Origin of the sequence: Bradyrhizobium sp. Leo170, assembly GCF_004296405.1 — a bacterium.
Taxonomy (GTDB): Bacteria; Pseudomonadota; Alphaproteobacteria; order Rhizobiales; family Xanthobacteraceae; genus Bradyrhizobium.
In genome coordinates this window covers 1-18,836 of the sequence record NZ_PSRR01000150.1, presented here as the reverse complement: position 1 = coordinate 18,836, position 18,836 = coordinate 1, and the positions used below count along the sequence as shown (strand labels likewise).

Annotated in this window: 15 protein-coding genes and 1 pseudogene; 10 read left to right on the top strand and 6 right to left on the bottom strand. The window is 62.8% G+C overall.

The window, feature by feature from the left end; all coding sequences use genetic code 11:
* Positions 1 to 23: 23 nt before the first annotated feature.
* Complete coding sequence (locus CWO89_RS23600) at positions 24 to 1,265, top strand: ABC transporter substrate-binding protein (protein ID WP_349644898.1); 1,242 nt, start codon at positions 24 to 26, stop codon at positions 1,263 to 1,265.
* A 73-nt stretch (positions 1,266 to 1,338) separates the two neighbouring features.
* Here CWO89_RS23600 and CWO89_RS23595 read toward each other — a convergent pair whose 3' ends face one another.
* The 3 genes from CWO89_RS23595 to CWO89_RS23585 form a co-directional block, all read right to left on the bottom strand.
* Positions 1,339 to 2,109 (bottom strand): SDR family oxidoreductase, encoded by a 771-nt coding sequence (locus tag CWO89_RS23595; RefSeq protein ID WP_130581124.1) that lies wholly within the window; start codon positions 2,107 to 2,109, stop codon positions 1,339 to 1,341.
* 181 nt (positions 2,110 to 2,290) lie between these two features.
* Positions 2,291 to 3,637 carry an MFS transporter gene (locus tag CWO89_RS23590; protein ID WP_207234551.1) on the bottom strand — a complete coding sequence of 449 codons (1,347 nt, stop codon included), beginning with the start codon at positions 3,635 to 3,637 and terminating at the stop codon, positions 2,291 to 2,293.
* Positions 3,638 to 3,682: 45 nt separating this feature from the next.
* Complete coding sequence (locus tag CWO89_RS23585; protein WP_207234550.1) at positions 3,683 to 4,156, bottom strand: MaoC family dehydratase; 474 nt, start codon at positions 4,154 to 4,156, stop codon at positions 3,683 to 3,685.
* 204 nt (positions 4,157 to 4,360) lie between these two features.
* Between CWO89_RS23585 and CWO89_RS23580 the strand changes: the two genes are divergently transcribed.
* The 3 genes and pseudogenes from CWO89_RS23580 to CWO89_RS23570 all read left to right on the top strand — a co-directional run.
* On the top strand, positions 4,361 to 5,137 hold the full coding sequence (locus CWO89_RS23580; protein ID WP_130581122.1) for an IclR family transcriptional regulator: 777 nt from the start codon (positions 4,361 to 4,363) through the stop codon (positions 5,135 to 5,137).
* Positions 5,138 to 5,324: 187 nt separating this feature from the next.
* Complete coding sequence (locus CWO89_RS23575) at positions 5,325 to 6,479, top strand: CaiB/BaiF CoA transferase family protein (protein ID WP_130581121.1); 1,155 nt, start codon at positions 5,325 to 5,327, stop codon at positions 6,477 to 6,479.
* A gap of 14 nt (positions 6,480 to 6,493) precedes the next feature.
* A pseudogene (locus CWO89_RS23570) lies at positions 6,494 to 7,591 on the top strand (extracellular solute-binding protein); the annotation flags it as partial.
* Between the two features lie 55 nt (positions 7,592 to 7,646).
* On the opposite strand, the gene CWO89_RS23565 reads toward CWO89_RS23570, so the two are convergent.
* The 3 genes from CWO89_RS23565 to CWO89_RS23555 form a co-directional block, all read right to left on the bottom strand.
* Positions 7,647 to 8,867: a mandelate racemase/muconate lactonizing enzyme family protein gene (locus CWO89_RS23565; RefSeq protein ID WP_130581120.1), complete on the bottom strand. Its 1,221-nt coding sequence runs from the start codon at positions 8,865 to 8,867 to the stop codon at positions 7,647 to 7,649.
* A gap of 101 nt (positions 8,868 to 8,968) precedes the next feature.
* Entirely contained in the window at positions 8,969 to 10,204 is a 1,236-nt protein-coding gene (locus tag CWO89_RS23560; protein WP_130581119.1) for an amidohydrolase family protein, read from the bottom strand.
* Between the two features lie 5 nt (positions 10,205 to 10,209).
* The gene (locus tag CWO89_RS23555; RefSeq protein WP_130581118.1) at positions 10,210 to 10,968 is read right to left on the bottom strand and encodes a GntR family transcriptional regulator; all 759 of its coding nucleotides are present in this window, start codon (positions 10,966 to 10,968) and stop codon (positions 10,210 to 10,212) included.
* 197 nt (positions 10,969 to 11,165) lie between these two features.
* Here CWO89_RS23555 and CWO89_RS23550 point away from each other — a divergent pair, with 197 nt between their 5' ends.
* The 6 genes from CWO89_RS23550 to CWO89_RS23525 all read left to right on the top strand — a co-directional run.
* Positions 11,166 to 12,023, top strand: a complete 858-nt coding sequence (locus CWO89_RS23550; RefSeq protein WP_245476466.1) for an ABC transporter ATP-binding protein — start codon at positions 11,166 to 11,168, stop codon at positions 12,021 to 12,023.
* Between the two features lies 1 nt (position 12,024).
* Positions 12,025 to 12,801, top strand: coding sequence for an ABC transporter permease (locus CWO89_RS23545; RefSeq protein WP_130581116.1), 777 nt, complete (start codon positions 12,025 to 12,027; stop codon positions 12,799 to 12,801).
* A 36-nt stretch (positions 12,802 to 12,837) separates the two neighbouring features.
* Entirely contained in the window at positions 12,838 to 13,863 is a 1,026-nt protein-coding gene (locus CWO89_RS23540) for an ABC transporter substrate-binding protein (RefSeq protein WP_130581115.1), read from the top strand.
* Positions 13,864 to 13,877: 14 nt separating this feature from the next.
* Positions 13,878 to 15,317: an amidohydrolase family protein gene (locus tag CWO89_RS23535; RefSeq protein ID WP_130581114.1), complete on the top strand. Its 1,440-nt coding sequence runs from the start codon at positions 13,878 to 13,880 to the stop codon at positions 15,315 to 15,317.
* A 141-nt stretch (positions 15,318 to 15,458) separates the two neighbouring features.
* Positions 15,459 to 17,885, top strand: a complete 2,427-nt coding sequence (locus tag CWO89_RS23530; RefSeq protein WP_130581113.1) for a CaiB/BaiF CoA transferase family protein — start codon at positions 15,459 to 15,461, stop codon at positions 17,883 to 17,885.
* A partial coding sequence (locus CWO89_RS23525) for an ABC transporter ATP-binding protein (protein ID WP_130581112.1) occupies positions 17,885 to 18,836 on the top strand: 952 nt, incomplete at its 3' end. The genes CWO89_RS23530 and CWO89_RS23525, both read left to right, overlap by 1 nt.

The following is an 18,836-nucleotide window of genomic DNA, read 5'->3' as shown; positions in this document are numbered from 1 at the left end:
GCTATCAGAGCAGGTTTGAGGCGATGCTGATGCAACGAACAAAAGCAAGATTGTCGCTGTCCCTCGTCGCCGCACTGCTTCTCGCGTGGGCGTCGTCCATCGCACAGCAGGCGTCCGAGGGAGGCGCCGCGGACAATGAAATCCGCATCGGCAACGTCATGCCCTACACCGGCCCGCTGGCGGCCTTCGCGACGATCGGCAGGGCAGAGGCCGCCTATTTCGACATGGTCAACGAGCGCGGCGGCATCAACGGACGGAAGATCAAGTTCATCTCCGTCGACGACAGCTCCAATCCGCGCACTGCACTTCAGCAGACGCGCGACCTGGTCGAGAAGGAGAACGTGCTGCTGATGTTCGGCTCATTCGGCACGCCGAGCAATCTCGCGACCCGGACCTATCTCAACGACAAGAAGATCCCGCAATTGTTCGTCGCTTCGGGCGACGAGGAATGGGCAAATCCGAAGAAATTTCCGTGGAGCATGGGCTGGCAGCCGACCTTCCGCGCCGAGGGCCAGATCTATGCGAATTACATCCAGGCGTCCTATCCCGACCGCAAGATCGCCGTGCTCTGGCAAAACGATCAGTTCGGGCGCGATCTGTTCAGGGGATTGCAGGAAGGGCTCGGGGATACCGCCGGCATGATCGTCGCCGATCTCGCCTTTGATGCGTCCGAGACCTCGATCCAGGTGCAGATCAAGATATTGAAGGATTCCGGTGCCGACATATTGGTCTTCAACGGGGCACCGGCGATCGCCGCCCGCGCCATCCGCATTGCCGCCGACCTGGATTGGCATCCGGTCTTCATCCTCGACAATGCCTCGGCCTCGATCGCCAGCGCGCTGCGGCCGGCGGGACTGCAGAATGCGCTCGGCGTGATCTCGACATCGTTCCTGAAGGACGCCGACGATGCTGCATGGAAGGAAGACCCGCCGATCAAGGCATGGTCGGCCTTCATGGACAAGTACTATCCCGACGGCGACAAGGAGGACAGCTACGCCATCTTCGGCTACGCCGCGGCGGAGACCCTGGTCCAGGTGCTGAACCAGTGCGGCGATGATCTGTCGCGCGAGAACATCATGCGCCAGGCTGCGTCCCTGAAGAACTATCTCAGCCCGGTCGCGCTGCCGGGCATCGCGATCAACACCGGCCCGACCGATTTCCGCCCGATCAAGCAGATGCGACTGGTGCAGTTCGACGGCAATGTCTGGCAACCGATCGGCGACGTCGTCGAAAGCGCATTCTTGAACGGGCCGGGGGATAAGTGATTGCGCGGGACGAAATGCCGCTCCGTCGTCCCGGTCTGGAGCCAGAGCCCAACCTCTGAGCCAGTCGAGCTACTCAAGTTGACCAGCCGCCATCGATGATGTGGATCGCTCCTGTTGTAAACGCCGACTCATCCGAAGCAAGATATGTGACGAGAGCCGCGACCTCGTCGGGTCGACCAAGTCTCCCGAGCGGCTGCCGCGACGTAAAGCTCTGACGTGCTGCAGCATCGTCCAGCCCATCCTTCAGCGCCTGTGCCTTTATGCGCGCTTGCAGAGAAGGTGACTCGATAGTGCCAGGGCAAATGGCGTTGCAACGAATCTGATGGGATACGAAGTCTGCCGCAACGGATTTCGTCAGACCGATCACGGCCGCCTTGGAGGCGCCGTAGGCGCAACGGCTCGAGACACCTTTCACGCTCGAAGCAACGGACGCCATGTTTATGATGGAGCCGCCGCGGCCAGCTTCGATCATCGCGGGAAGAAACGCCCGGATGGTGCGATACATCGCTTTCACGTTCAATTCGAAGCTCAGATCCCAAGCGCTCTCCTCGCAATGCAGAATATCTCCTGCGTGCACGTAGCCTGCACAGTTGAACAAAACGTCGATCGGTCTGAGCGATTCGGCGAATTGCCTTACCTCGACCGGATCGAGCACATCCAGGCGATGAGTTCGGAGAAGCAAGCCGGGATCTGCATCTCTTCTCAGCTCGTCGAGCGCGACTTGGTCGATATCCGTCGCCCACACCATCGCCCCTTCTGCGGCAAGCATCATTGCGGACGCGCGCCCGATACCATTTCCGGCCGCGGTCACAACGGCGGTCTTTCCACCAAGACGTTTGCTCATCTTGCCCTCTTCCGAACGGCCGGCATTCTCAGCCGATCCTTTGATTTCCCGATCTGCCTTCGCATTGCTCCGAACCGGTTAGAGCGTTTTCGAGCGAAGTGGACACCGGTTCGCGTGAAGAAAACGCGTCACAACAAGAATCTAGAGCTTCGGTTCTGATTCCATCAGAACCGAAAATGCTCTAGGCAGGATCCTTCCTCGCTGCGGCGTCTAATTTGGCGAGCGGCGGCGCAAAGCGGGTGCGCGGTTCATTTTGCGGTAGACCCAGCAGGATGACTGCGGCACCGGCGGCAATCACCGACAGGACCAAGTAGCCGACGCTGCTATTGCCAAGGGCCTGCTCGGCATAGGTCTTGATCTGTGGCGAAAAGAACCCGCCCAGATTGCCCAGGGATACGATGAAGGCGATCCCGCTCGCCGCGCCGATGCCGCTCAGATATTGCGTCGGCAGACTCCAAAAGACCGGCTGCGACGAGGTCAGCCCCGGGACGGCAATACAGAAGGCGATCATCAGCAGAACCGGATTGTTGGTGAATCCGACGGCAGCCGATGCCAGAACGCCGGCGATGATCAGCACGGCAGCGACTTGGCGGTGATTCTCATGCTGATCGGCGTATGCGGTCGCAAGCAGCGTGACTATCGCCGAGCACAGCCAGGGAAGTGCCAGCAGGAGGCCGATCGTAAAGTCGACTTTGCCCCCCATGGCCGAGGCGAGCTTTGAAGGGAAGTAGAAAGAGAACGGCGAGGTGCCGATTTGGAAGCAGAAGTAGACCACGATAAAGGCGATAACCCGCACATCCCTGAGCACACCGAGGGCTGAGTGTTTCACCTGCCCCGCCTTGAGAGCTTCCTCCCGCGCGATTTCGTCGGACAGCGCCTTGCGCTCTGCCGGCGTCAACCAGGCCGCTTCCGCGGGCCGGTCGCAAAGATAGAAGAAGGCAATAAAGCCAACAACGACTGCGGCCATCCCCTCGACTGCAAGAACGGACTGCCAGTCCTTTAGACCCAACACCCCATCGAATTGCAGCAACAAACCGCTGAGCGGGCTCCCGAATACGAGTGAGAGGGGGACGCCGAGATAGAACAGGCCGGTCGCACGCGCTCGTTGCTTGGCCGGAAACCAGTAGGTCAGATAGAGCAGCACTCCCGGGTAAAAGCCAGCCTCCGCGACTCCGAGGAGAAAGCGCAGGACATAAAAGACGGTGTCCGAACGCGCGAATATCATCGCGGCGGAGATCAGTCCCCAGCTCACCATGATGCGCGCGAGCCAGGTGCGTGCGCCGACACGCGTCATGATGAGATTGCTGGGCACCTCGAACAGGGCATAACCGATAAAGAAAATGCCTGCTCCGAAAGCATAGGCAGCGTCCCCGATACCCGTATCGGCCTGATAGGCGAGCCTGACGAAGCCTATATTGACACGATCGAGGAATGCGAGGACAAGCATCAGCATGAGGAACGGCAGCAAGCGCCATGCGGATCGCTGGATCGCGCTCTCTAGCGGCGAATCCTGGGTATTCTGCAGCATCATCGGACCTCCCATTGTTTAAGCTTTGTTGTCTTCCGCAATGTCTCAATGCGGTTTGCGGCACTCGTCGCCGGGCCGCCTTCGCTTGACGAGATAGAGGTGCTCGCAGACGAGCACGGTTTCGTCGGACTGATTCAGCATCTCAACCGTTTCGACGACCACACCCACATCGGCGCGCTTGGCGTGGTCGCGCTTGGTCGTGATGCTTGCGTTGACGGTGATGGTGTCACCGATGAAGACCGGGCGAATGAACCGCAATCGGTCGTAGCCGTAGGACATTGCATGCGGGTTGATCGTGGACGCCGTCATGCCGATGCCGACGCTGAAGACCAGCGTTCCGTGTGCGATCCGCTGCTTGAAATCCTGCTTGGCGCACCATTCGGCGTCCATATGATGCGGGAAATTGTCGCCAGTCTGTCCGGCGTGGATCACAATGTCGGCTTCCGTGATCGTGCGGCCGAGGGTGCGGCGGCTGAAGCCGATCTGGTAATCCTCGAAAAAAAGCTCGCTCACGATCATGCGTGAAACTCCTTGACGTCCTCCCGACGCAGCAAGCGACGCCGCGAAGGCTCCTGCGCGCCATTATTCAAATATGGAAAGTATTTTCATATATGGAAGAATGTCAAGCGTCCCGAAAAAGCCGTCGAAAACGTCGGCGGCGCAGTCCGGCGGCAATCCGGTCGTGTGCTATTGTCGCCGCCCATCACGGGCCGCGGGTGAGCGATGACGAAGACACATGAGACGACGGAAGAGCTTTACAAGGCGCCTGCGCTGGACAAGGGCCTCGACATCATCGAACTCTTGTCGAGTACCGATGAGGGGCTCTCGCAGGCCGAAATCGCAAAGGCACTCGACCGTTCACCCAACGAGATCTACCGGATGCTGGATCGGCTGGTGCGGCGGTACTACGTCGTGCGGACCAGCGAAGATCGCTACGAACTGTCCCTGAAGCTGTTTGGGCTGGCTCATCGGCATCCACCCATGCGGCGCCTCGTAAGTCTCGCGCTCCCTGCGATGCGCCGCTTCACGCGCAAGGCGGAGCAGGCCTGCCACATGGTGGTTTATGACCGGGGCAGCGGAGTGGTGATCGCACAGACCGATGCTCCGGGATATTGGGGGCTCTCGATACGGGTGGGTTCGCATATCAGCCTGCTGAACACCGGATCGGGCCACGTCTTACTCGCCTTCGTGACTGAGACAGAGCGCAAGCTGATGCTCGACGAGCGAGTGCCTATTCCCGGCGAGACTTCACCGGAAAGGTTCGAGCAAATCATCGCAAAGGTGCGACAGCGAGGCTACGAGGTTCGTCCAAGCCAGCAAACGGCCGGAGTCACCAATATTTCCGTTCCCATTCTCAGCTCGACCGGAGTCCCGCTCGCGGCGCTTACCTGCCCGCATATTCGTCGTCTCGACCGCGACGATGCGCCACTGCGAGACGATATTCTCGCGATGCTGCTCACGACGGCAGGCGAGATTTCCGCTGCCGCGGGCGTAGCCTGAAGTCCGCCGACCTAGTGCCCTGCCAGTGGTTGCGGGTGCCCACCCGGTATTCGTCACGTCGGAGCTTGCCATTCACTTATAAGTACCATATTCATATAAGAATGATAGCCCCGGAGCGGATCAACCGCAGGGGTGCTTCTGCAGTCCGGCGCTGCGAGCGAGAACTTGTCCGTCAGAAGGTGGCCCGATGTCCGAAACGACGCTCCCCCTCGAAGGTCTTCTGGTCGTCGACTTGAGCCAGTTTCTATCCGGTCCCTATTGCTGCCTCCGCCTGCTCGACCTTGGAGCACGGGTGATCAAGGTCGAACGGCCGGAGAGCGGCGACCTGTCCCGTCGCCTGTATCTCAGCGACGCAGAGATCGGCGGTGACTCCACGATCTTCCACGCGATCAACCGCGGCAAGGAAAGTCTGGCCCTCGATCTCAAGGACCCGAACGATTTGGCAGCGCTGCGCACGCTCCTCGCGCGCGCGGACGTTGTGGTTCAGAATTTCCGTCCCGGCGTCATCGAGCGGATCGGGCTCGACTACAATGCCGTGAGAGCGCTCAATCCGCGCATCGTCTACGCGTCCATCACGGGTTACGGTAAGGAGGGGCCGTGGGTGCAACGCCCGGGCCAGGACCTGCTGGCACAGTCCCGGTCCGGCGTGATGTGGCTGAATGGCGACGATGCCCAAGGGCCGGTCCCTTTCGGGCTTGCGGTTGCCGACATGATGGCTGGCGCGACGATGGCCCAGGGTGTTCTTGCTGCCCTGGTCCGACGCGGCGTGACTGGTGAGGGCGCTCATGTGGAGACAAGCTTGCTTGAAGCGCTCATCGACTTCCAGCTCGAGGTGCTTACGGTACATCTGAATGACGGCGGACGACTGCCCAGCCGCTCCGCGCGTCGCAGCGCTCATGCCTATTTGGCCGCGCCATATGGTGTGTATCCAACCAAGGACGGGTTCCTGGCGATCGCGATGGCGCCGATCCCGAAGCTCGCCGACTTGCTCGGCCTGGATGCGCTCGCTCCCTATCGCGACGACCCGGCGAGCTGGTTCAATGACCGGGACGCTATCAAGACCATCATCGCCCTTCGGCTGGCCGAGCGAACCAGTAACGACTGGCTCTCGATCCTCGAGCCCGCCGACATCTGGTGCGCGAAGGTCCTGACCTGGCCTGAATTGCTGGAGAGTGAGGGCTTCAAGTCGCTTGATATGCTGCAAACCGTGTCGCGCGAGGATGTCAGCATCCGGACCACGCGCGTGCCGCTGCGTCTCGACGGCTTCAGGCCGAAGGGCGATCAGGCGGCGCCGAAGATCGGCGAGCATTCGGCCGCGCTTCGCCGGGAGTTCGGGCTGTGATCCATCTCAAGGGCATGACGTGGAGCCATCCGCGCGGCTACGATCCGCTGGTCGCGTGCTCGGAGATATGGCGACGGCGCAGCGGAGTGAACATCACCTGGGAGCAGCGTTCGCTTCAGGACTTCGAAAGCTTCCCGGTGATGGAGCTCGCCAACCGCTATGACCTGATTGTGATCGATCATCCGCATGTCGGGCAAGTCACCGAGGAGAAGTGCCTGCTGCCGCTGGATGTCACGGGCCGCGCGACGGAGCGGACTGTGCTCGAGGCCGCATCCGTCGGCCCGTCGTACCTTTCATATAGGTGGAATGGAAGACAATGGGCATTTCCGATCGACGCGGCCACCCAAGTCCAGGCGTTTCGACCGGACCGGCTGGCGCAAGCTCCGTCGGAGTTCACCGAAGTGATGGAACTGGCGCGGCGCGGGCGAGTGGCCCTCCCGCTCCGGCCGCCGCATTCCCTCATGCTGTTCTATACGCTCGCAGCGCATCTCGGCCAGCCATGCGGCATTGAACGTTCCCGGTTCGTGGATGCCGAGACGGGCCTCGAAGTGTGGCGCAGGATCCGCGAACTCGCCGAATTGATCGATCCCGCGGACCTCGACCGCGATCCGATCGCGGTGTTCGAAAGGATGGTCGATGATGCCTCGGAAATCGACTGTGTTCCGTTCATCTACGGTTACGTGTCCTACGCCCAGACTGCCTTTCGCCGACGACTGATCCGTTTCGCCAACATCCCGACGATCGGCTCGCGCAAGCCGATTGGCGCCGCGCTTGGCGGTACCGGAATTGCCGTTTCCGCCAAGACGCCGCACGCGATGCACGCGATCGATTTTGCCTATTGGGTCGCGAGCGCAGAGGTACAGCGTGGACCTTACGCCGCAGCCGGCGGCCAGCCCGGACATGCAAGTGCCTGGGACGATCCGGTCGTCAACAGCGCGACCGCGGAATTCTATCGGAGCACACGCGCGACGCTCGAGGGATCATATGTTCGGCCACGATACAATGGCTATATGGCGTTCCAGGCGGCTGCGTCAGAGCGGATCAATTCAGCGGTTAGAGCGCGCGAAAATGGTCTTGCATTGATCGGTGATCTCAATCGCCTGTTCGAGGCCGATCTTCCGATCGAACCCAAAGAGGCCGGCTGCTCGGGTCACGAAGAGCGGCGGCCTATTTCTTCCCAGCCTGTCCGTAATTCAGCAATCCGCCCTTGCTCTTCGGCGGATGCGCGCGCAGGCCTTCTTCGTTCGGCTCGGTGCCCCAGCCCGGCCGGTTCGGAATCACGAGGTGGCCGTCGACGATTTCAGGGACATGAGTGAACAGCTCATGATCCCAGGCGAGCCGGTCGATGTCGGTTTCCATGATCCGCAAATTCGGCACTGCCGCGGAGAAATGCGCGTTCATCATGGTGCAGAGGTGGCCGTAGAAATTGTGCGGGGCGACGTTGACCTCGAAATGCTCGGCGGCGTTCGCGATCTTCATCGATTGCCAGACGCCGTTCCAGGGCGTGTCGATGATCGCGACGTCCATCGCCTGTTCGGTGAAGTAGGGCAGGAATTCGCGCAGGCCCAATAGCGTCTCGCAGGATGAGATCGGATGCGGGCTCTGGCGGCGGATATAGCCGAGCGCCTGCGGGTTGAAGGTGTCGATCTCGACCCAGAACATGTCCATCTTCTCGATCGCCCGCAGGATCTTGAGATAGCCTTCGGTCTTGGCATTGAAGTTGAGGTCGAGCAGGAGATCGACATCGGGCCCGGCGCCGTCGCGGATCGCCTCCAGGTGCATGCAGAGATTACGCAGTACCGTGCGGTCGACATTGATCTCGGGCTCGAATGGCGAGCCGAAGCCCGGCCGCCAGCCCTGCGGCTTGCCGTCGGTATAGACGAAGATGTTGGTCTTCAGCGCGGTGAAGCGCTTCTCGCGCACCTCGCGGCCGATCGCCTTCACCCCGTCGATATCGGTGATGGCGGGCTTGTACCAGTCGGGATGGTTGATGCGCCAGGTCGCGCAATGCGACCAGTAGACCCGGATACGGTCGCGGATCTTGCCGCCGAGCAGCTCGTAGCAGGGGACGCCGAGCGCCTTTGCCTTGACGTCGAGCAGCGCATTCTCGATGGCGCCGAGCGCCAGCGCCACCACGCCGCCGGCGGCCGGCCGGGTCGCGGAGAACAATTCGGCATAGATGCGTTCATGCTGCAGCGCGTTCTTGCCGATGATCCGCGCCGACAGCCGCTCGATCGCGGCGGTGACACCGGGCGCGCCAAAACCTTCGTCGAACTCGCTCCAGCCGACGATGCCGTCCTCAGTCGTCACCTTGACGAAGTGGTAATTCCGCCAGCCGGCATCGCAGGCGAGCGTTTCGATGCTTCTGATGTTGGAGGTCTTGCTCATGGTTTCCTGCCCGGCGCTGTTGTTTCGTTGCGACCGATAACAACAATGGAACGGCCGGCGCGTCAATCACGGTCGAGGCAATCCAGATCGGCAGGTCGCGACTAGCTCTTTGGCGGAAACAGCATCGGCCGCTGCCGCGCGAAGGTCTGGCGTCCGCTCTTGAAACCCATGAGGACGTCAGGCAATTCCGCGATCGCGCCGCGGCCGCTGTCGGTATCGAGCACGATGATGTCGGCGGGATTGCCGACGCTGATGCCGTAATCGCGCAGGTTCATCAGGCGGGCAGGGAGGTCCGTCACCAGATCGAGGCAGGCGTCGAACTCGTTGACGGCGGCATGGGCGATATTGGCGTAAAAATTGGCCATCCGCAGCAGCGAGGCATCGCCGAACGGCGTGAAAGGGTTCTGCACATTATTGGTCGCCACTGAACACAGCACACCGTCGGCGGCGAGTTTGTGCGCGACGGTGAGCCCACGCGGCGCGTTGTGCGTCGCGTCGCGCCCCAGCAAATAGAGGTCGGTCGCGGGCAGCACGGTGACCGCAACGCCAGCCCTTGCCAGCCGTTCGGTCGCCGCCTTCAGCCGATCCGGTGGCAGCGCCGATAACTTGGTCGCATGGCCGATGGCAACACGTCCCTGATAATTCCGGCGTTCGGTCTGGCGGCACACTTCTTCCATGTGCCACCAGGACGGATCGAGGTCGAAGTCGAGATGCAGGTCGACGTCGACGTCGAACTCCTGCGCCAGATCGAAGATCTTCTCGATATGCGCGTTCGGATCGGTGTCCACATAGGGACAGCCGCCGATCGCCTCGCCGCCGTCGCGGAGCGCCGCGATCAGCAATTCCTCGGCGCCGGGATCGTTGGTCAGCCCTTCCTGCGGGAACACGCACGGGGAAATATCGATCGCCCAGGCATAATCGCGCTTCAACGCCTCGATCGCCTCGAAGCCGCGCAGGCCGATGCGCGGATCGATCTCCACATGCGTGCGCATCCGCATTGTGCCGAAGGTGATCGCGCGCTCGATCACACGCGCGCCGCGGGCATAGATGTCCTCGACGGTGAAATCGCGCTTCATCGCCGCCACCGCGCGGATCGCTTCGCTGACGCTGCCGTGGTCATGGGCGCAGCGGCCGAGCAGGCACGCCTTGTCGAGATGGATATGGGTGTCGACGAATCCTGACAGCACCAGTCTGCCGCCGAGATCGATTTCCGCCGCCTCGCAGATGAGGCGCGGTTCGATCGCTGCGATCCGGCCGCCGGCGATGCCGATATCGACCGGCGTGCTCGCATTTCGCGTGCGCGCGTTACGGAAGATGAGATCGAAGGCAGTTCGCATCGTCGCTAGCGTCCGCGCGCCGCCTTCGGCAGTTTCACGACGCGGCCACTCTCCGCCTCTTCGGCATAGGGCGCGAGAATGTCGAGCAGGTCGCGGCCGCGCTGCGGGACGGGAGCGACCAGCGCGCGGCCCGCCACCGAGTCCAGATGGCTGTGCATCAGGCTCATCACCTTGTTCTCGTCGCCCCTGACCAGCGCCGCGATGATCGCGCGATGTTCGTTGATCGCGCATTCCGAGGAATGCGGCCGGCTGAACAGCGACAGCGTCAGGCAGCAGCGATAGGCGATCTCGCTGACATAACGGATCAGGATCGGGCTGTTCGTCATGTGCGCGAGCAGGATGTGGAATTCGGTCGCGAGCCGGATCGAGACCGGGTCCGAGCCGCCGCGGGCGCGGTCCTCGGCATCGACATGGGCATTCAATTCCGCGATCTGCGCCTTGGTGAGCTTGCCGGCGAGCTGGCGCACCACGAGGCGCTCCAACTGAATGCGGACATCGAAGGCGTCGCGCGCATCCTGCCAGCTCGGCGTCGCCACCACCGCGATGCGGTTGCGGCGCAATTCGACCAGCCCCTCGGCCGCCAATTGCCCGAGCGCGTGGCGCGCGATCGTGCGGCTGACGCCGAAGCGCTCGCCGAGCGAATCCTCCGGCAATTTCGCGCCCGGCTCCAGCGCCTGCTCGATGATGGCGCGGCGGAGCGCACGGCAGATCACGCTGACCTTGTCGGAAGTCTCTGCCGTCTTGCTGGCCGCGCGCGGCGCCATCGGTTGGTCCCGTAAGTGCTTGCGGCCGCATTCTTAGCATAGGCGTCCAATAAGTGTGCGCAGGAATTGCATGCACTTTGATAGGCCGATTGCCTAAATTGAATCCGCTCGAGCGGTGTCGATTTCCCTGATCTCGTTGATTCCGCCGAAAAGTCCGGCTGGCATCTGGCTTGCATGCACTTTTTGCCGTGATGCGCATGCAAGCAAATTCCGAATTCTCGGGCGAGCCGGTTTCCTCCGGCAGCGCGCCGATTGCCATTGAACTGTCCGATGCCTCGGTGACGTTCGGCCGCGGCGACCGCGCGGTGCCGGCGCTATCGAAGACGACGCTGCGGATCAGCGAGGGCGAGTTCGTCGCGCTGGTCGGCCCGTCCGGCTGCGGCAAATCGACGATCTTGCGGTTGGCCAGCGGCCTGGTGCAGCCGACCACCGGTGTCGTCATCGTCGGCGGCCGCGAGGTGGCGGCACGCGCGATGCGGGTCGGCATGGCCTTTCAGAATCCGACCATGCTGCCGTGGATGACGATCGAGCGGAACATCATGCTGCCGCTCAAGATCGTCGAGCCGTTCCGCTCAAAATTCCGGAAATTGCGCAAGACCGAATTCCGCGACAAGGCCAACGCGCTGTTGGAGCAGGTCGGCCTGAAAGGTTTTGGCGGCCGTTTTCCCTGGCAGCTCTCCGGCGGCATGCTCCAGCGCGCCAATCTATGCCGCGCGCTCATCCATGAGCCGCGCCTCTTGCTGCTCGACGAGCCGTTCGGCGCGCTCGACCAGTTCACGCGCGAGGAGTTGTGGTCGATCCTGCAAGGGCTCTGGATGACGCACAAACCGACGGTGCTGCTGGTCACCCACGATCTGCGCGAGGCCGGCTTTCTCGCCAGCCGCATCTGCGTGATGAGCGCGCGTCCCGGTCGCATTCTCGACGACAGCCATGTCGGCTTTGCCCGGCCGCGCACGGTGGCGATGACCTTCGAGCCTGATTTCGTCGCGCTGAACCAGAAGCTGCGCGCGATGATCGTCGATGCGCGCAGTGCGGTGCAGGAAGGAACGGCCTGAAATGTCTGCACTCGATATCAGGCAGAAGGCGTGGTCAGCGGCGCTGATCGTGCTGTTCTTCGTCGCCTGGGAATTGTTCTGCCTGATGACCGGCATGTCCGACCTGGTGCTGCCGCGGCCTTCGCAGGTCCTGGTGACGCTGGTCGAGCGTTTTCCGGTGCTGTGGCCGCACATCATCCAAACGCTGGCGACCACGATGTTCGGCTTCGTACTCGGCGTCGGTCTTGGCGTCGTGCTCGGTGCCGTCATCGGGGTCTCGAAGACCGCTTATGACACCGCCTATCCGCTATTGATCGGCTTCTCCTCGATCCCGAAGGTCGCGGTGGTGCCGATCTTCGTGCTGTGGTTCGGTTCCGGCACGGTGCCGGCGGTTCTCACCGCGCTCTCGATCTGCTTCTTTCCGATCGTCGTCAATATCGCCACCGGGCTTGCCACCACCGAGCCCGAACTCGAGGACGTCTTGAAGGCGCTGGGCGCCAGCAAGTTCGACATCCTCTGGAATGTCGGTTTGCCCCGGACGATGCCGTTCTTCTTTGCCTCGCTGAAGGTCGCGATCTCCTACGCCTTTGTCGGCGCGGTTCTCTCGGAGACCGTCGCCTCCAACCGCGGCATCGGCAACGTGATGATGACGGCGTCCTCGAATTTCAACGTGCCGCTGGTGTTCGCCGGACTGTTCGTGCTCGCCGGCCTCGGCGTCGCACTCTACGTCGTGTTCTCGCTGATCGAAGGCCAGGTCACCGGCTGGGCCACGCGCAAGAACGACGTGATTGCCACCTGAGAAGAAGTTTCATCAACCACCGTTCATGAGGTCGTCATGCTGAAGAAAGTGAGCGCCGCGCTGTTGGGATTGGCCCTGTTCGCAGGGACAGCGTCGGCCGAGGAAACCACGATCAAGTTCACGCTCGGCTGGAAGACGCAAGGCTCGGATGCCGCCTTCTTCTACGCCAAGGACCATGGCTACTTCAAAGAGGAAGGCCTCAATGTCGTCATCGACCAGGGCGAAGGCTCCGGCGCGACCGTGACGCGGATCATGTCCGGCGCCTATGATGCCGGCTTCGGCGACGTCAATGCCATCATCCAGAATGCCGCGACCAAGCCGCAGGACGCGCCGGTGATGGTCTACATGATCTGGAACCAGCCGCCGTTCGCGATCGTCGCGAAGAAATCGAGCGGCATCAACACCATCAAGGACTTCGAAGGCCACACCCTCGGTGGCGCGCAGGGCACGCCGACCACGCGGCTATTGCCGGTGTTCGTGCACAAGAACGGGCTCGATGGCGAGAAGATCAAGATCTCCAACATGGCGCCGAACCTGCAAGAGCCGATGCTGATCAAGGGCGACATCGACGCCGCGCTCGTCTTCAACATCACCAGCTACTTCAACCTGGTGCTGAACCGCCAGGATCCCGACAAGGACTTCAAATGGTTCTCGTTCGGCGATTACGGAATGGATCTCTATTCCAACGGCGTGATGGTCTCGCGCAAATTGCTCGCGTCCAATCCGAAGGCCGTCGCCGGCCTGATCCGCGCCATCAACAAGGGCCTGATCGCAGTGGCAAAAGACCAGAACGCCGGCATGAAGGCCGCGGTGAATTTCGACAATCTGATCAATGTCGACGTCGAGAAGCGCCGCCTGCAATATTCCTTCGACAAGCTGATCGTCTCGCCGGAGATGAAGGAGATCGGCGTCGGCGACGTCAAGGATGACCGCATGGCCCGCGCCATCGGCATCATCGTCGAAGGCTATCAGCTCACGCGCACGCCGACGCCGTCCGAAATCTTCACCCGCGAGTTCCTGCCGCCGCGGGCCGAGCGTGAGTTGGTCTACGTCACGAACTGAGATAATCTGCGGTCATGGCGAACGAAGTTCCGGCACATAGCCTATTCGCCGGTCGTGACCGCGGTATGCTTGATGATGTCGTGCTCCGGCACGACGACGGCATCATCAACTCCATCGATCAGGGAGCGCCGCCGGCGGGGCCGCGCTCCTTCGTGCTTCCCGCCTTCGTCAACGCCCACGATCATGCGCGGCCGACCGCATCGTCGTTCGGCGCGCTCGGCATGCCCCTGGAGAGCTGGCTGTTGCGCTCCGTACTGGGCTCGCCGGTCGATCCCTATCTCACGGCGGCTTCCGCGCTGGCGCGCTCGGCGCGTGCCGGCTGCGCGGCGATGATGGTGCACTACACCCGCCCGAGCGGAACGATGCCGCTGGTGGAGGAAGCAAAGCAGATCGCGCGCGCGGCCTCAGACGTCGGCATCCGCATCGCCTTTGCGATCGCCGTGCGCGACCAGAATCCGGTCGTCTATGGCGATGCCGAGCCGGTGCTCTCAAATCTGTCCTGCGACGATCGCAAGACGATCGAGGAACTGTTCGTCCGCGCGCCGATGTCGCCGAACGCCTACATCGAACTGACCGACGCGATTGCCGCGGCGATTGCGGGCCCCAAGATCGATGTGCAGCTTGGCCCGGCCGGCGTGCAATGGTGCTCCAAACCGCTGCTGGAGGCCGTCGCCGAGAATTCCGCGCTGACCGGCCGCCGCATTCACATGCATCTGTTGGAGACGATCTACCAGCGCGCGTGGGCGGACCAGAACTTTCCTGATGGCATCGTCCGCTATCTCCGTGACATCGGCTTTCTCTCCGAACGCTTGACGCTCGCGCATTGCATCCATGCGCGCCTCGACGAGCTGGGAATGATCGCAGCCTCCGGTGCGCGCATTGTCACCAATTTCAGTTCCAACATGCATCTGCGTTCCGGCCTTGCGCCGATCGCCGCCGCACACAAATGCGGCTGCGCGGTCACCGTCGGTGTCGATGGGCTCGCGCTCGATGAGGACGACGACGTGCTGCGCGAGATGCGGCTGGTGCAGATGATGCACGGCGGCATAGGCTTCAAGCGGACCTGGACGCCGGCCGAGTTCTTCGCGCTTGCCATCCGCAACGGCCGCCGCGCGACCGGCGCGCCGGGAAGCGGTGAGCTCAAGCCGGGTGCGCCGGCCGATTTCGTCACGCTCGATCTCGATCGTCTCGATCGCGACCAGATTCTGCCGGTCGATCCGCTCGATCTTTTGTTCGCGCGCGGCAATGCGTCGCTGCTCAAGGACGTCGTTGTCGATGGACGCACGATCGTCAGCGAAGGTCGTGTCACCGGTGTCGATCTTCCTGCGATTGAACAGGAGTTGCGCGCGATCTATCGCGGCAGCGCCGCGAAACTCTCGCACTTCCAGCGCGTGTGGCAGCCGCTTTCGACTTCGCTCGAAAACTGGTTCGAAGCGCAATTCGACTGTCGCTAAACGCAAGCACGCCAAAGCGAATTCCGCAACGCGGGAGAATTTTCCGCTTGCATCATCGCGCCCGCAAGGTTTGATGTTCGCAACAAAAAACTGAGCCGGTGCATCGTTCGCGCCGGCCACGCGGGGTCTTAAGGAAACGTGATGGGTGCGTTGTCGCATCTGCGGATTGTCGAGATCGGGAGCGCGGCTGCGATCAGCTATTGCGCGCGTTTGTTCGCCGATTTCGGCGCCACCGTGCAGAAGGTCGAGCCGCCGGCGGGCGATCCGCTTCGCCGCGCGGCGCCGCTGACGCCGAAAGGAGAGAGCGCCTGGTTTGCGTTCCTCAACTTCAACAAGTCGAGCGTTGTGCTGGATCGCTGGGATACCAGCGCATCCTCCCGCCTCACGGAACTGATCGAGTCGTGCGACATCCTGCTCGACGGCCGCGATATCGATGCGGCGGATTGTCCGCCCCTCGATCTCGCCGCCATCAAGGAGAAGCATCCCGGCCTGATCCATCTCGAGGCTGACTGGTTTGGCGATGTCGGCCCTTATGCCAGCTTTGCGGCGACCGACTCGACCATTCGCGCGCTGACCGGCCTGATCAAGTTGGTGGGGCCGATCGGAGGGCCGCCGATGCATGCGCCGGATTTCCAGACCGGCATTCTGGCCGGGCTCTGGGGCTTTATCGCTGCGTCATCCTCGGTGCTGGCCCGAATGCAGGACGGGCGCGGGCGCGCGAGCCGCCTCAGCATCTTCGAATCCACCATCGCGGTCACCGAATACATTATGTTCGAGTCGTTTTCCCGCGGCGACGTCATGCGACGGATCGGCGTCAACCGGTTCTGGCCGACCTTTCCCGTGGGCATCTATGAGACCAGGCAGGGCTGGCTCGGCGTCACCACGGTGACACCAGCGCAATGGCGTTCGTTCTGCGAGATGCTCGGACTGCTCGAGCTGCGCGACGATCCAAAGCTGTTCCTCGGCGTCGACCGGCTGCAGCATGTCGAGGCGATCGAAGCCAAGTTCCTGCCGCGCCTGAAGCAGCGCACCGCGCAGGAATGGTTTGCCGAAGGGCTGAAGCGAAAGATCCCGATCGTGCCGGTGCCCGAAATCGCCGAGCTGATCGCCGATGAGGAGAAGCAGGCGCGCGGCGCGATCGTTCCCGTCACGGTCGGCGAGGAGCGCGGTTTTTCCGCCGGCTCCATGCAGCGATTGACCGGCACGCCGCCGCGTCGTGGCGGCAAGGTTCCCGCCATCGGTGAGCAGCAACAGATCGAGGGCCCGCTGCGCGTGCCGCTGCCGGAGCAGAGCGGACCGAATCGCCTGCCGCTCGAAGGCATTCGCGTTGTCGACTTCTCGATGGGCTGGGCCGGCCCGATCTGCACCCGCACGCTCGCCGATCTCGGTGCCGACGTCATCAAGATCGAGGCGATCCAATATCCGGATTGGTGGCGCGGCGTCGACCGGCGGCCGGCCTATGTGCTGGAAAAGATGTACGAGAAGTCGGTGCGCTATTGCATCATGAACCGCAACAAGCGCGCCATCACGCTGGATTTGACGCGGCCGCAAGGGCTCAATCTTGCCAAGCGCCTGCTGGCGGATGCGGACCTCGTCGTCGACAATTACTCTGTCGAAGTGCTGCCGAAACTCGGCCTCAGCTATGACGTCCTGAGAAAACTCAACCCGAAGCTAGTGATGATGTCGATGTCAGCCTTCGGCGCGGGCAGCGTCCATCGCGATTGCCGCGCCTATGGCTCGACCTTGGAGCAAGGCTCGGGGCTGCCGAGTGTGGTCGGCGACGCTGGCGGGCCGCCGGTCATGAGCCATACCGCCTTTGGCGACGCCGTCGGCGGTCTCAATGGTTGCGCCGCCGTGCTCACCGCCTTGATCCATGCGAAGTTGACCGGCGAGGGCCAGTTCATCGATCTCGCGCAGATCGAGTGCATGATGCCGTTCGCCGCGCCCTGGATCATCGCGCACTCGATCGACGGCAAGCCGCCGACCAAATACGGCAATCGTCATCCGGATTTCGTGCCGCACGGCTGCTTCCGCTCTGCGGGCGAAGACAACTGGATCGTGATCGCGGTATCCAGCGATGCGATGTGGCTGAGGCTCGCAACGCTGCTCGGACGCGCCGACTGGGCCAGCGACGAGACGCTGAAGACGGCCGCCGGCCGGCGCTGGGTCGAAAGCGAAATCGAAGCGGCTATCGCAGCCTGGACCGCCGGGCGCGATGCGGAAGAGGCGATGAACCTGCTGCAGACCGCGGGCGTTGCCGCCGGTGTCGCGCGGCTGCCGATCGATCTCCTGCACGATCCGCAACTGCAGGCGCGCGGCTTCATCCAGGAGGTCAACCGCGCTTTCATCGGAAAGCATCCGCAGCCGTCGATGCCGTTTCGTGAAAGCGCACACCCGTTCCCGATCCGGCGGATACCGCCGACGCTCGGCGAGCACAATTACGAGATTCTTTCCGGCATGCTCGGCTTGTCGGATGCCGAGATCGACCAGCTTGAGCGCGACGGCATCATCGGAACCGAGATGCTGATGGAAGAAGAACTTGTGAAGAAGAAGCAGGCGGCGGGTTGATGCCGGCGGCTGCACCAAGAAAGTGCCGATCGGAAGCCGCGGCCAGCGGTTCTGCGCCGCTGATGTCGGTGCGCGGCCTCGGCATCCGCTTCAAGACCTCGCTCGGCGTCTGGCAGGCGACGCGCAAGATCGATTTCGATATCGCGCCCGGCGAGCGCGTCGGCATCGTCGGCGAGAGCGGCTGCGGCAAGACCATCACCGGCCTTTCGATCTTGCGGCTTTTGCCGGGCAATCTCGCCGGCCTCGACGGCTCGATCCTGTTCGATGGCACAGATCTCGTCTCCTGCAGCGCGCGGGCGATGCGCGCGATCCGCGGACGTCGGATCGCCATGATCTTCCAGGAGCCGATGAGCGCGCTCGATCCCGTCTTCACCGTCGGCCACCAGATCGCCGAGACGCTGCGCGTTCATACCGGCGTCGGCAAGGAGGAGGCGAGGGCGAAGACGCTCGAGATGCTACGCCGGGTTGGCATCGCCTCGCCCGAGCGTCGGATCGACGACTACCCGCACCAGCTTTCCGGCGGCATGCGCCAGCGCGTGATGATCGCAGCCGCCTTGATCTGCGGCCCGCAGCTTCTGATCGCGGACGAGCCGACCACGGCGCTCGATGTCACCGTGCAAGCGCAGATCCTCGAGCTGTTGCGCGAGCTCAGCGAGACCTCAAATACCGCGATGATGCTGATTACCCATGATCTCGGCGTGGTCGCCGAGACCTGCACGCGGATGATCACGATGTATGCCGGCGAGGTGATCGAGGACGCCCCGGTCGACGAGGCGCTGGTGCGGCCGCTGCATCCCTACACCTCCGGCCTCCTGCGTTCGCTGCCGCACTTGAGCCCGCGCCATGGCCGGCTGCCGTCGATCCCGGGCCGGGTGCCCTCGATCGTCGACATGCCAAACGGCTGCCGCTTTCGCGCGCGCTGCGCCCATGCGGCACAGGGCTGCGAGGCCG

What these genes read in the sequence shown, in the direction of transcription:
- CWO89_RS23535 (WP_130581114.1), top strand. Translation starts at nt 13,878, where the DNA reads ATGGCGAACGAAGTTCCGGCACATAGCCTATTCGCCGGTCGTGACCGC.
- CWO89_RS23585 (WP_207234550.1), bottom strand. Translation starts at nt 4,156, where the DNA reads ATGATCGTGAGCGAGCTTTTTTTCGAGGATTACCAGATCGGCTTCAGC.
- CWO89_RS23560 (WP_130581119.1), bottom strand. Translation starts at nt 10,204, where the DNA reads ATGCGAACTGCCTTCGATCTCATCTTCCGTAACGCGCGCACGCGAAAT.
- CWO89_RS23600 (WP_349644898.1), top strand. Translation starts at nt 24, where the DNA reads ATGCTGATGCAACGAACAAAAGCAAGATTGTCGCTGTCCCTCGTCGCC.
- CWO89_RS23580 (WP_130581122.1), top strand. Translation starts at nt 4,361, where the DNA reads ATGACGAAGACACATGAGACGACGGAAGAGCTTTACAAGGCGCCTGCG.
- CWO89_RS23545 (WP_130581116.1), top strand. Translation starts at nt 12,025, where the DNA reads ATGTCTGCACTCGATATCAGGCAGAAGGCGTGGTCAGCGGCGCTGATC.
- CWO89_RS23555 (WP_130581118.1), bottom strand. Translation starts at nt 10,968, where the DNA reads ATGGCGCCGCGCGCGGCCAGCAAGACGGCAGAGACTTCCGACAAGGTC.
- CWO89_RS23530 (WP_130581113.1), top strand. Translation starts at nt 15,459, where the DNA reads ATGGGTGCGTTGTCGCATCTGCGGATTGTCGAGATCGGGAGCGCGGCT.
- CWO89_RS23595 (WP_130581124.1), bottom strand. Translation starts at nt 2,109, where the DNA reads ATGAGCAAACGTCTTGGTGGAAAGACCGCCGTTGTGACCGCGGCCGGA.
- CWO89_RS23565 (WP_130581120.1), bottom strand. Translation starts at nt 8,867, where the DNA reads ATGAGCAAGACCTCCAACATCAGAAGCATCGAAACGCTCGCCTGCGAT.
- CWO89_RS23550 (WP_245476466.1), top strand. Translation starts at nt 11,166, where the DNA reads ATGCAAGCAAATTCCGAATTCTCGGGCGAGCCGGTTTCCTCCGGCAGC.
- CWO89_RS23590 (WP_207234551.1), bottom strand. Translation starts at nt 3,637, where the DNA reads ATGCTGCAGAATACCCAGGATTCGCCGCTAGAGAGCGCGATCCAGCGA.
- CWO89_RS23540 (WP_130581115.1), top strand. Translation starts at nt 12,838, where the DNA reads ATGCTGAAGAAAGTGAGCGCCGCGCTGTTGGGATTGGCCCTGTTCGCA.
- CWO89_RS23575 (WP_130581121.1), top strand. Translation starts at nt 5,325, where the DNA reads ATGTCCGAAACGACGCTCCCCCTCGAAGGTCTTCTGGTCGTCGACTTG.